Annotated in this window: 12 protein-coding genes; 6 read left to right on the top strand and 6 right to left on the bottom strand. The window is 70.1% G+C overall.

Annotated features, from left to right (window positions below; genetic code table 11):
• The 3 genes from ACTHJJ_RS14525 to ACTHJJ_RS14515 all read left to right on the top strand — a co-directional run.
• A partial coding sequence (locus tag ACTHJJ_RS14525; RefSeq protein WP_440303653.1) for a CoA transferase subunit A occupies positions 1-637 on the top strand: 637 nt, incomplete at its 5' end.
• Positions 638-640: 3 nt separating this feature from the next.
• On the top strand, positions 641-1,282 hold the full coding sequence (locus ACTHJJ_RS14520) for a CoA transferase subunit B (RefSeq protein ID WP_440303652.1): 642 nt from the start codon (positions 641-643) through the stop codon (positions 1,280-1,282).
• A 48-nt stretch (positions 1,283-1,330) separates the two neighbouring features.
• Complete coding sequence (locus ACTHJJ_RS14515; protein ID WP_440303651.1) at positions 1,331-2,917, top strand: glycosyltransferase family 39 protein; 1,587 nt, start codon at positions 1,331-1,333, stop codon at positions 2,915-2,917.
• A gap of 10 nt (positions 2,918-2,927) precedes the next feature.
• Here ACTHJJ_RS14515 and ACTHJJ_RS14510 read toward each other — a convergent pair whose 3' ends face one another.
• Positions 2,928-3,329, bottom strand: coding sequence for an adenylyltransferase/cytidyltransferase family protein (locus ACTHJJ_RS14510; RefSeq protein ID WP_440303650.1), 402 nt, complete (start codon positions 3,327-3,329; stop codon positions 2,928-2,930).
• A 134-nt stretch (positions 3,330-3,463) separates the two neighbouring features.
• On the opposite strand from ACTHJJ_RS14510, the gene ACTHJJ_RS14505 reads away from it, so the two are divergent.
• The gene (locus ACTHJJ_RS14505; protein ID WP_440303649.1) at positions 3,464-5,047 is read left to right on the top strand and encodes a glycosyltransferase family 39 protein; all 1,584 of its coding nucleotides are present in this window, start codon (positions 3,464-3,466) and stop codon (positions 5,045-5,047) included.
• 39 nt (positions 5,048-5,086) lie between these two features.
• Here the strand turns inward: ACTHJJ_RS14505 and ACTHJJ_RS14500 are convergent, their stop codons facing one another.
• On the bottom strand, positions 5,087-6,382 hold the full coding sequence (locus tag ACTHJJ_RS14500) for a lipopolysaccharide biosynthesis protein (RefSeq protein ID WP_440303648.1): 1,296 nt from the start codon (positions 6,380-6,382) through the stop codon (positions 5,087-5,089).
• Positions 6,372-7,415 carry a glycosyltransferase family 2 protein gene (locus tag ACTHJJ_RS14495; protein WP_440303647.1) on the bottom strand — a complete coding sequence of 348 codons (1,044 nt, stop codon included), beginning with the start codon at positions 7,413-7,415 and terminating at the stop codon, positions 6,372-6,374. The genes ACTHJJ_RS14500 and ACTHJJ_RS14495 overlap by 11 nt, the downstream gene beginning before the upstream one ends.
• Positions 7,416-7,541: 126 nt before the next feature.
• Here ACTHJJ_RS14495 and ACTHJJ_RS14490 point away from each other — a divergent pair, with 126 nt between their 5' ends.
• Positions 7,542-8,285 (top strand): glycosyltransferase family 2 protein, encoded by a 744-nt coding sequence (locus ACTHJJ_RS14490; RefSeq protein WP_440303646.1) that lies wholly within the window; start codon positions 7,542-7,544, stop codon positions 8,283-8,285.
• Positions 8,285-8,665, top strand: coding sequence for a DUF2304 domain-containing protein (locus ACTHJJ_RS14485; RefSeq protein WP_440303645.1), 381 nt, complete (start codon positions 8,285-8,287; stop codon positions 8,663-8,665). The genes ACTHJJ_RS14490 and ACTHJJ_RS14485 overlap by 1 nt, the downstream gene beginning before the upstream one ends.
• A gap of 103 nt (positions 8,666-8,768) precedes the next feature.
• On the opposite strand, the gene ACTHJJ_RS14480 is transcribed toward ACTHJJ_RS14485, so the two are convergent.
• The 3 genes from ACTHJJ_RS14480 to ACTHJJ_RS14470 form a co-directional block, all read right to left on the bottom strand.
• Positions 8,769-9,731 (bottom strand): hypothetical protein, encoded by a 963-nt coding sequence (locus tag ACTHJJ_RS14480; RefSeq protein WP_440303644.1) that lies wholly within the window; start codon positions 9,729-9,731, stop codon positions 8,769-8,771.
• A 1-nt stretch (position 9,732) separates the two neighbouring features.
• Positions 9,733-10,545 carry a CDP-alcohol phosphatidyltransferase family protein gene (locus ACTHJJ_RS14475; RefSeq protein WP_440303643.1) on the bottom strand — a complete coding sequence of 271 codons (813 nt, stop codon included), beginning with the start codon at positions 10,543-10,545 and terminating at the stop codon, positions 9,733-9,735.
• Positions 10,542-12,200: CDP-alcohol phosphatidyltransferase family protein (locus tag ACTHJJ_RS14470; RefSeq protein ID WP_440303642.1), on the bottom strand; the 1,659-nt coding region annotated here is incomplete at its 5' end. The genes ACTHJJ_RS14470 and ACTHJJ_RS14475, both read right to left, overlap by 4 nt.

Below are 12,200 nucleotides of genomic sequence, written 5' to 3'. Positions count from 1 at the left end.
CGGCGTCGATGACTGGGGCCTCGGGATCCTGCTCAAGGACAAGCGGATCCGGCGCATGGTCGCCAGCTACGTCGGGGAGAACAAGGAGTTCGAGCGGCAGTACCTGCACGGAGAGCTCGAGGTCGAGCTCACGCCCCAGGGCACGCTCGCGGAGCGGCTGCGGGCCGGCGGCTCAGGCATCGCGGCATTTTTCACGCGGACCGGCGTCGGCACCCAGGTCGCCGAGGGCGGCCTGCCGTGGAAGTACGACGGCGAGGGCAACGTCGCGGTCTCCTCCCCCGCCAAGCAGACCCAGGAGTTCGAGGTCGACGGCGACAGCAGGACGTTCGTCCTGGAGACAGCCCTGCGACCCGACTTCGGGCTCGTGCGTGCGGTCCGGGGCGACCGGCACGGCAACCTCGTGTTCAACCAGTCCGCCCGCAACTTCAACCCGCTCTGCGCTATGGCCGGCAGGTTCACGATCGCCGAGGTCGAGGAGCTGGTCGAGCCCGGTGAGCTCGACGCCGACGCCATCCACCTGCCGGGGATCTTCGTCCAGCGGGTCCTGCCTCTGACGGCCGAGCAGGCGGCGAACAAGCGGATCGAGCGGCACACCGTCCGGCCCCGGCCGGAGTCGATCCAGAGCCAGGAGGGCTGAGCGATGGCACTGACCCGTGAGCAGATGGCGGCCCGAGCAGCGCAGGAGCTGTCCGACGGCGCCTATGTCAACCTCGGCATCGGCCTGCCGACGCTCGTACCGAACTATGTCCCGGACGACGTCGAGATCATCCTGCAGTCGGAGAACGGCATCCTCGGCGTGGGCGCCTACCCCTACCAGGGCGAGGAGGACCCGGACCTCATCAACGCAGGCAAGGAGACGGTGACGCTGCGCAAGGGCGCATCGTTCTTCGACTCCGCCACGAGCTTCGGGATGATCCGCGGCGGCAAGGTCGACGCAGCCATCCTGGGCGCGATGCAGGTCTCGGAGTCCGGTGACATCTCGAACTGGATGATCCCCGGCAAGATGGTCAAGGGCATGGGTGGCGCGATGGACCTCGTCCACGGCGCGAAGAAGGTCATCGTCCTGATGGAGCACACCGCCCGGGACGGCTCCTACAAGATCGTCAAGGACTGCTCGCTGCCCTACACCGGCAAGGGCGTCGTCCAGCGGATCATCACCGACCTGGCGGTCATCGACGTGACCCCGGACGGCCTCGTGCTGCGTGAGCTGGCGCCCGGCGTGACCGAGGACGAGGTGCGTGAGAAGACCGAGCCGGAGCTCAAGGTCGAGCTGACCGGCTGAGCAACCGCCTGCCGGCAGGTGCCGGTGCGCCATGCGAGGATGGGCCGGGTGCGGGAGAGGCTCGGCCTGGGCATTCTTCGCGCCGTCGGCGTCATCATGCTGCTCGGCGCCCTCGCCGTTGCGGTCTTCCCACGGCCGGTCTTCACCGACTTCGACACGCCGGTCGTCCTCGTCACCCTCGTCGTCGTGCTGGTCGGAGCGTTGGCGGCACGTCCCCGCTGGCTGACGCGCTTCGCGACTGCGCGGTGGCTCGCCCCCGGCCTGGCCGTCGTCGGCGGAGCACTCGGCGCGGCACTCGGCGAGCTGATGCGCTACCCCTACGGATGGGATGCCGCGGTCGTCATGGACATCGCGCACTCGGTCCATTCCGGCACCGCTCTCCCCCAGTGGCGGTACAGCTACCTGTCGCTCTACCCGAACAACTTTCCCCTGGTGGTCATCGACCGCCTGGGCATCGGGCTGGGCTCGCGGACGGGGTTGTCGGCCGACGCCGTGCTGGTGCTCGCCAACGCCGCCTGCCTCGCCATCACCCTGTGGCTCGTTCATCGGCTCGTCCGCTGTCGGGCCGGTGCCGTGTCGGCCCTCGTGGCGACGGCGGCGGTCCTGCTGCTCGTCGGCATCTCGCCGTGGATGTCGGTTCCCTACACCGACCTCTATGCGATGCCGTTCCTCGTCGCCGTCCCCGTCCTGGCCGAGCTGGCCTGGACGCGCCGTGCGTGGCGGTCGGCCGCCCTCTGGGCCGCGGCGGGCGCGAGCGGGGCGGTTGCCTACCTCATCAAGACCACCCCCGTGGTCGTCGTGGTCGCGCTCGTGCTCGTCATCCTCGTGCTGGGCCTGCCGGGCTCGGTCAGGGGTCCCGGGCCCAACCCGGCCGGGGGTATGGGCGACGGAGATCCCGGGCCACGACGCGGGGCGACGTGGCTCCGCTCCGCCGCTGCGGTCGCCCTCGTCCTGGCCCCGCTCTTCCTGGCCTCGTCGCTGGGGGCGGCCGCTGCACGGGCGGGCTCGGGCGTCGACCTGTCGCGCGTCGACACGGCGCAGTCACCGCCGATCCTGTGGTGGGTCGCGACCGGCACGAACATGAACGTGGTCGGTGGGCGCCCCCGTTGGGGCGCCTACAACCGCGCCCTGGTCAACGCCATCGGCAACCGGACGCAGCCTGAGATGGTGGCCTACGCCCGCGACTACATCGGGAGCCGCTGGTCGGAACGCGGGGCCACGGGGATGTTGCGCTTCTACGCCAACAAGGCCGTGTGGAACTGGAGCGACGCATCCTTCTGGGCCTGGGGGGAGGGCATCGACTCACGGCAGGCGCCGCTGGCCGACAATGCGCTGGTGGCCGCGGTCACGGACGTCAACGGGTTCCACGGCCGGTTCTACCGGCTCCGGATGAGCGTCACACAAGGCGTCTGGATCGGCCTGCTCGTCCTCGGAAGCCTCGGCCTGCTGAGAGCGCCGGTGCGGCGCGACCTGCTCCTCCTCGCGCTGACCACCCTGGGAATCGGAGCGTTCACCCTTGTGTTCGAGGGCAGGTCACGCTACCTGTTCGCCTTCGTGCCCCTCATCGTCGCGCTCTGCTGCAGTGCGCTGCCATGGCTGCCGGGAAGGCACCCGACACAGCCGGCCTCCGAGTGAGGAAGACGGGTCAGCCGAGGCTCGAGATGTGCTCGATGAGGCCCGTTGTGGAGACGGACGGCGTCCGGGCCAGGTAGATCACCTCGCACACGTCGCTGACCCAGTCGAACCTGCCGGCCCAGTCGTCACCCATGACGAGCACCTTGGCGCCGTGCTCGAGGATGTAGTCGCGCTTCTTCTCGAGCGACTCCTCCAGGAAGACGTCGTCAACGCACTTGAGGCTCGAGACGATCTCCATGCGCTCGTCCTCGGAGAAGACCGGAGCCCGGCCCTTCTTCTGGATGTTCAGGGCATCGGCGGAGACGCCGACGACGAGCCGGTCGCCATGCTCGGCAGCACGTTGCAGCATCCGCACGTGCCCGACGTGGAACACGTCGAAGGTACCGAACGTGATGACCGTGCGCTCGTTCAAGACAACTCCCTAGGCTCGACCGCGCCCCAACCTCCTTCAGGGTGCGTGGACTCGAGGCTACCTGCTCCCGTCATGGCGATCGCCCACGCAGGTGAAGCCGAGTTGCCTCCCAGGAACTCACGTAGACTTTGGCGGTGCCCGATGGGTCTCTCAGCGCCGGGGGCGAGAGCTCGACCTGGGGCTCCCGCGCCGGTTCGTGGACCCGGGGCGACTTCGCCCTCGCCGGCCTGGTCGGGCTCGTCACGGCGGTTGTCGCCTGGGTCTTCCGCACCGAGATCGTGTCCACCGACCCTTGGCACTACGTCATGGCGGCGATCCAGTTCCCTCAGCACACGTGGGTGCCGCTCGGCTACACCCGCTACGGCATGATCGTGCCGCTCGCCCCGCTCGTGATCGCGTGGGGCTACGCCCCCGCCACCTTCTACGTCCCGGCCCTCGCAGCCTCTGCATGCATGGCCGGGAGCGTCTATCTCCTGGGGCGCCGCTTCTGGGGACCCATGGCAGGCGTGACCGCCGTCGTCCTGCTCCTCAGCAACTGGGTCGTCTTCCCCAACCTCGCACGCTTCTATCCGGACATCCCATCGATTGCGCTGGTCCTGCTGGCGCTCGTCCTGGCCGTCGCAGCGCGCGACTACGACGGCCCCGGACGGTGGCGAGGGGATGCTCTCGTCGTCGCCGCTGGATTCCTCCTCGGGTGGAGCTTCGAGGCCAGGGAGACGGCGTTGTTCGCGTGGCCGATCGTCATCGCGGCGCTGTGGGTCAAGGGCCGCGTCCGGCGCAACGCGCTGCTGGCCGCTGCCCCAGTCATCGGGTGGGCGATCGTCGATGTGACGATCGGGGCCGTTGCCTACGGCGACCCACTCCTCAAGCTGCACACCTTCACCCGCCAGGACCTCAGCACAACGAGCAACCCGGCTGACCTCGCCGTGCTGAACCAGTTCGTCGGGCTCCCCCGCCTCGACTACCTGACGATGATTCCGCGGCTCATCCTGCACGGCGCCGTTCCCGGCGGCCTCTGGCTCCTCGCCCTGGCGGCCGTCACCCTGCTGGGGTTCCTCGTCCGCGACACCGCCGTGCGGCTCTGCGCGGCCGCGTTCGTGGTCTCCTACCTCCTGTTCGTCGGGGTGAGCGGGTTCTTCCTGCCGAGCCATCCGGCGGGCCGTCTCGACGTGCAGCGGTACTGGATCCAGTTCGTCCCCTGGATCGCCCTTGCCACAGCGGGCGTCCTGCACGTCGTGGTCGGGGCGCTGGCAAGGCGCCGCGGAGCTCGCTACGCCCAGTACCTCGGGGCGGCCGGCAGCGCGATCCTGGTCGCTGCGTCGGTAGCCCTCGTCGCACCGACGATCCAGTCGTCCCCGGCACTGGCCACGAACGGCGGTGCGGTCCTCTCGGACGTCTCCGGCGAGCTCGCCCGAATGGACCCGGGCACCGGCGCCGCCATCTACACCGACTGGCAGACCATGCGCATCCTGCCCATCTATCGCCACCCGGCATTCGGCGGCACGTCGCAATGGACGACGCCGCTGCGGTCGCTCACGGGCAAGGAGACTCCCCGGCCGGGCGACCTCGTCCTGCTCGTGGCCTCCCGCTCGAGCCCGTGCGGGTTCTGCTCGGCAGCCCTGACGCCGTGGCGAAAGAGCCATCCTGCGCTCCCGGCAGACTGGAAACGGGTCTTCACCACGGCTGACGGCGGCTACACCCTCTACAGGGTCGGCTGACAGCGAGGAGGCCGGACCTGGAGCCGGACCGGGTCTCGACTAGGGCGTCGCCCGAGGCAGGTCCCTCAGGCCGCGGCTCACCGTCAGCGCCAGACCAGCCGACACCAGGAGGCTCACCAGCCCGATGGCGAGACTCACCGCCGTGGTGGGCGTACCGGGCACGAACCAGGCGACGCCGAAGGTGACGGCCCCCAGCAGCCAGACGACGCTCGTCGACCGGTGGCGACCCAATGCGACAGCTGCGGGCTGCAGAACGAGCGTGAGCAGGTAGCAGGCGAGAGCCGCCGTGAGCAGCACCATGTCGCCGACGGGCAGGTGGTACTGCGACCCCGCCAGCAGGCTCAGCAGCCGGGGACCGGTCACGGCGACCCCGACGGTGGCGATGCTGCCGAGCACGACGGTGACGAGAAGGACCTTCCCCAGCGAACGACGGAAATCCAGGCTGTCGCGGCGCACGACAGAGCGGGTGAGCCGCGGAATGAGGACGGCCTGGACGGCCGCGAAGACAAAGATCGGCAGCCGGGCGATGAACGCCGCAGCCAGGTAACTGCCGTCGCGCGTCGGATCGGCGACCGACTCGACATACCTGATCGCGACGGGGCCCAGGTTGACGAGCGTCAGTGACACCATCGACGAGACGATGAGCGGCGCCGTGGAGCCCGCCACTGCTCGTGCCAGCCCCCGAGGGGGCCGGGCGATGCGCCAGTCCCTGCGCCACGTCACTCCCACCGCCACAAGCAGCGCCACGGGGACGACCACGGCGAAGGGCGAGGGAGCGGAGGCGCCTGCGACGAAGAGAACGCCCACGGCCACGAGGCGAACCGCGCCCTCCGCCACGAGCTGGCCGCTGTACACGCGGAAGTTCCCACGGCCGGCCAGGCTGCCCCGGGAGACATAGGCGATGCCGAGAGCCACGAACGAGGCTACGGTCGCCAACCACAACGCGCCCACGTCGTGATGCCCGGAGCGAAGGGCGAACGGGATGACCACCACCGCCAGGGCCGCGGAGAAGCAGGAGGAGGCCAGCACGCCGGCATTGACGATCTGGTGTGTCGGCTCCCCGAGGTGTGTGGCGGTGACGGTTCGCCGGCTGATCTCCTGCTCGAAGGGCATCATCGCCCCGAGGCCCACCCCGTAGGCGAGGCCCCAGAAGAAGTTGAAGTCGGCAAACTCCCCCGGGCCGAGGGCCCGGAGCACCACTGCCGTGAACACGTAGGTCGAGAGACCGAAGAAGGCCAGGCCCACGCCGACCTGGATCGTTCCCCTTCGGAGGGTCGAGGGCACACCGGCCGTCGCCGTGCTCCCCGCTGCCGGTGTGCCGTCGTCAGCGGGCATCGGCCAGCAACCGTCTCAGGGCGATGCGCCAGTAGCCCTCCAGAGCTCGGTTCACGAGGCCCATGCCGGGCGGCGTGGCCACCATGGGCGGCTCGATTCGGGAGAGCATGAGGCGAGCGATCTGCCCATCTGGCACGGCGTTCTGCGACTGGACGGTGGCACGCCGCTCCCGCAGAGTCTTCACGTTGCGGAGCAGCCACCACCACGACCGGATCTTCTGCCGGGCCCAACCCTGCAGGACTGCCTGCATCAGCAGCAGCAGCTCGATGGCCACCAGGGCTGGCGCGACGGCTCGCAGCAGCCGTCTCGGGTAGTCGGTCAGCACGGTGAGCAGGCGGTTCCGCTCCACGAGGTACATCTTCAGGGACGAACGACCGAACTCGTAGTAGTGGTCCGCGACCGCCTCCGGCACACACCGGACGGACCAGCCCCGGAGCCACGCGCGAAGGGAGAGGTCCGTGTCCTCGTGGTAGGCGAAGTACAGCTCATCGAAGCCGCCGAGCGCGTCCCACACCTGCCGCCGTATCGCGAGGAGCCCTCCGGTGGCCACGGGGACCTCTCTCTCGACCGGGTAGCGATCGGCCGGTTCTCCGAACCCACCGGCCCACGAGATGCCGCTGAAGTGGATCGGGTTACCGACGGAGTTGACCAGTTCCGGGTGGTCGGCGAGGCGCAGGCAACCGCACGCGATGCCCACGCCCGGACGCCCGGTTGCCGTGGTCAGGGCGGCGAGCGCGCCAGGCCGCACGATGGCGTCGGAATTGACGAACACCAGCACCTCGCCCCGGGAGGTTCGGGCCCCGTGGACGCATCCGCCGGCGAAGCCTTGGTTCGTCCCCTCACCGATGACCTGGACGGCCACCGGCCACGATGCCTCGCGAGAGCGTCGACCGACGATGCCGTTGTCGACGAGGATGATCTCGTCATCGGGTCCCGCATCGGCCGCCAGCGCTGACAATGCGTCCTCCAGGACCGGCTCGGCGCCATACCCTAGAACGATGACACTGCAGCTTGCCGTGTTCTCCGTCTTCACTCCCTCGTCCCGTGGGGTGGACGCGCCGCTGCGTTTCCCCCGCCAACTATGGGTGGGCGGCGCAGCCGCCCCGCGCATGAACCTTCACACCGAGCGTCGTCGGCGCGAGTCTACCGACCGCCGCAGTTGAGCACGCGGAACACTTCGGAGGACAGGGACCTGCTCGAGTCAGCCGCAGTCCCGCAGAACGAGGACGTCTGGGTCGTCATGCCCTGCTACAACGAGGCCGTCGTCGTGCGCGATGTCGTCACGGACGTGTTGAAACACTTCCCCAATGTCGTGGTCGTCGACGACGGCTCGACCGACGACTCCGCAGCCGAAGTGCGTGCCACGGCCGCCCGACTGGTGCAGCACTCCATCAACCTGGGGGCCGGAGCGGCCTACCAGACCGGGATCGACTTTGCCCTCCGTGACCCCGACGCGCAGTTCTTCGTCACGTTCGACGCGGACGGCCAGCACAGTGTTGACGATGCCGGGGCCATGGTCCGGCACTTGCGGGATGTCGAGACAGAGGTGCTCATCGGTTCCCGGTTCCTGGGATCCGCGGACGGTATGACGGCCTCCCGCCGGGTCCTGCTCAAGGCCGCCATCGTCTTCGAGCGCCTGACCTCGGGGATCGCACTGACCGACGCGCATCAGGGCCTGCGCGTCTTCCGACGCTCCTTTGCGCGGGTCCTCGACCTGAAGTCCCACGACATGAGCTGGGCCAGCGAGTTCCTCACGCGCATGGCCCAGCACAACACCACCTACGCGGAGTTCCCTGTCCACATCCGGTACTCCGAGTACTCGCGGAGCAAGGGACAGCGATCCATCAACTCCGTGAACATCGGTCTCGACGTGCTCGTCGACAAGCTGCTGCGAGGTCGCTGATGCAGTGGATCAAGCTACCGCTCGTCATCGCCGCGGTCCTCATCCTCCTGATGGTGTTCCGATACCGTCAACGGGTCGAGCTGCGTGCCGGCTCCAGGATCCTTGCTCTCGCCCTGGGCGTGGTCGCGGTGGTGTCGATCATCAATCCGGCGATCCCCCAAGCGCTCGCGAATGCACTCGGCGTGTCCAGGGGCACGGACCTCATGTTGTACGCGCTCATCGTGGTCTTCGCCCTGACCACCCTCGGCCTGTACTTCAGGGTGCGTGAGACGGACCATCATCTCCGTCAGCTGGTGCGCTCCATCGCGATCGACGAGGCGATCCGGAAGGACGGTCCACCCCGTCCTGAACAGGCCTCGACGGAGCGGGAGATGCGGTAGGACGCGCGGTAGGGCCTCTGCTGAGAGTCGTCCTTCCGCTCCAGGGCGGGTTGCCTGGTTCAGGTGGCGCGGGTGCTTGGTTCAGGTGGCGCGGGTGCTTGGCTCAGGTGGCGCGGGCGAGCCGACTCAGCGCCGCGCGCGCGGCCGCGGCCATCGTGAGGCCGGCCAGTCCGGCGCCGTCGCTCGGCCGGCCGCCCTCCAGAACGGCCTCCGCCGTTCCCTCGGCGGTGAGGGGCGCGAGCTCCACACCCTTTGGTCGGGGAGCACGGTCGCTGGCCACGACACGGGCGCCGGAGGCGAGCGCCTCGCGGACGATGACGGAGTCCCCGTCCCAGCTCGTCGGGCGCAGGAGACAGCCACTGCGTCGGAGGACCCGGCTGATCTCCCCCGGTGGGAGGTCGAACGTCAGGGTTACCCAGGGCTCGTCGACGACCTGGTCACGCAACCGCGCCAGGTCAGGCCCGTCGTTGCCGTACGCGAGGATGTGAAGCGTCGCGTCCGGCCAGCGGTCCCGGACCATGTGGGCCGCCTCGACGCCAAGATCCGCGTTGTAGTGGGCCAGACCGGCATTCGTGGCCAAGGCCAGTGCGTGTGGATCCCGATCGGCGCCGTCCACCACCGGCAGGGCAGTGTCGTCGAAGGGGACCACGACGACTGTGCGGGAGCGGAGAGACGCGGGCAGCAGTGCCCTGATCTCGTCGTTGACCGCCCAGATCTCGTCGTAGGCGTGCAGCGCCACCTGGAGGAGCGCCCGCATCGGGCGGCCCATCCCCCGCACCTGGCCCGCCGTCGAACCGGAGTGCAGCACGAGGGCGGTCCGCCCCCGCAGCGCCGCGAAGACCGGCGCCAGGACGATCGCACGCCAGAGCCGGGTGATGTGGAACAGGTGCAGGGCCGATCGCGTCGCGACCCGTGACAGCGCGTCCGTGGCACGACGAGGCGACCCCGTGTCGACGTAGCGCACGTCGTGGCCGGCCTCGCGCAGCTGCCGGGTCAGCTGGGTGTGGCTCGTCAGCACTCCCCCGACCTCGCCACGCTCCTGAGCCCACTGCACGACGAGGGCCATCTCAGTCCAGCCTCGAGCTCGACAGCACCCCGAGCAGGTGACCGCCCGCCGTGACAACCGCCAGGGGCACCATGACGAGGACGAGCCAGTGCGTCCCCGTGAGGTCGCCACGGCTGACGTCGGCGACGCCGGCCACGAGGGCGAGCAGGCTGGCCTCGACGGCGATGAACGCTCGGAAGACCGGCACGTACCCGAAGGCGCGCCGGACGGCGGCCATGCCGGAGACCTTGGACCGGGCCGTGTCCGCCACGTCCTCCAGCATCGGGCGCCCCGTCTTGGCCCGGGCCACGTGGACGAGGTCCGTGAAGGCTTTGTTGAGCAGGACGAGGACCGCGACGATCAGCCCGAGCACGGTCCAGCCGCCCACGTGGAGCGGCTCCCGCCAGGACCAGCCGTCGGCGCGCAGACCCAGGGCGAACGGGATCGTGGCCTCGGTCAGGTAGTGGCCGACCCGGTCGAGGTAGATCCCGGCCGGGGAGAACCGCTGCCGCCAGCGCGCGATCTCTCCGTCGGAGCAGTCGAGGAGGATCTGGACCTGCATCGCGACGACGGCGATGGCCGGCCCCCAGAGCCCCGGCAGCGGGAGTGCGAATGCGCCAACGACTCCGACGGCGATCATGAGCCACGTGACGCCGTTCGGCGAGACGTGTGTCGGCAGCAGCGCCCGCGTCACGTGGATCGAGAGGTGGCGGATGTAGAGGGCCCCCGCCCAGTGCTCCGCGTTGTACCTCGCGATGTGCTCGGGTGGCTGGGCCACGTCTCGGAGCGCGTCGATGGACGGGCGGTCGTCGCTGGGGTCGTGCGTCGGCGTCATGACGCCACCTCCGTCCGCTTGGGGCGGGAGGCGCGCGGCCCCCCGATCCAGTCGAGCGCCGCCTCAGCGGCATACAGGCTGATGAGCGCGAGCGCGCCCCACGCCATGATGCCTGCCACGGGCCAGCCGGCGGCCGCCGCCACGACGAGCACGACGATCCGCAGGACGGACCCGAGGGTGAGCCGGGCCACCCAGGCCGCCGGGGCCCGCCCTGTCTCACGGAGGCGGTAGACGACGTCGTAGCGGTGCCAGCACAGTGCCGCCAGCCACAGGTATGCCGCCCACCCTCCTCCCGCTGCCGAGCGACCGACCGCGATGAGCGCGACGGCGGCCTCGGCTGCGAGCACGAGCCACGGCAGCTGCCATCCGAGGCGGAGCCGGGTCAGTCGCCTGGCGGCCGGTTCGAGCGGGGCTGCAAGGAGGCCGAGGTCGAGCAGCTCGACGATGTGGTCATCGCTGGCCCCCGCCGCGAACCGGTCCCGCCGCAGCATGGCTGTCGCGGTCCGGCCCGCCTCGGTCCAGAGGAATGCGACCGTCACGGCGATGGCGAGGGCCCAGAGCAGGAAGGCAGGGCTGAAGACCAGCAACCCGATCGACACGATGAGGTAGCGCTCCGCGATAGGCAGATGCAGCACCTGCTTGACCTTGCGGACGACGACGGCACGGCCGCGGGGTGGTTCGGGCACGGTGGTGTGCGCGTCCGCCGGTCCCAGGTCGACGGGCTCGTCGAGCGGGAGCAGGTCGGGAGTCGTCCGCAGCCCTGCCGCGCACGTCCGGCGCGCGTAGCAGTAGTCCTCGACGTGCCGGACGGCGAGAAGCGCGAGGAGCAGCACGGCGAGCGTCCACAGGTCCTCACCGCGCCGGGCGCTCACCCACGCAACAACGCCGACCATGACGAACTCCTTGACGCGGTCGCCGACCGCGTCCAGCCAGCCGCCCAGCGGGCTGTAGCTCCGGGTGAACCGGGCGATCTCGCCGTCGACGCAGTCGACGACGAGGGAGACCTGCAGGAGAACCGCCGCGGCGACCCAGCCGGCCCGGCTGTCGAGGGCTACCAGCCCGCACGCGAGAAGGCCCACCAGCAGGCTGGCCACGGTCACCGCATTGGGCGTCCAGCCGTGGCGCAGCCCGACCGCCGTCAGCCTGCGTGAGACCGGCCGGATCACCGCCATCGAGAAGGCCCCGTCATTCCCCCTCGAGGCGCCCCGAAGTCGTTGCTGCCATGGCGATCCGGGGGCGCCCGGCGCCCGGTCCGCACCCCGGCTCACGGCATACGGGCCCATCGGTATGGCCTGCACCGCCACGCCCCCGCGCACAAGCGCGAGGAGCGCGAGGTCGAACGGCGCGACAGAAGGATCGGCAGCGACGGCGGTACCGGCCGCAGCGTGCCAGAGGTCTGCGGCCCTGCCACGATCCGATGCGCTCACTCTCAGGACGCCCACGGAGTAGTGCGTCGGCGAGGTGACGGCATGCGCGGCCGTGCCGGCCGAGAGGACCTCGCGTCCGGGGACGGAGACGCGGACCGGCGGCATGCCGGTCGGTGGTGCGTCAAGTGCCGCCCCGTCCCTCGTCAACAAGGCAGTCTCGTCATCGGGCGACTCGAAGACCGCCATCACGGCCAACCCCCAGAGCCCGACGTAACACGCCCACCACAG

The organism is Intrasporangium sp., from assembly GCF_051961875.1.
Classification (GTDB): domain Bacteria; phylum Actinomycetota; class Actinomycetes; order Actinomycetales; family Dermatophilaceae; genus Intrasporangium_A.
This window is presented reverse-complemented; position numbering and strand designations above follow the sequence as displayed.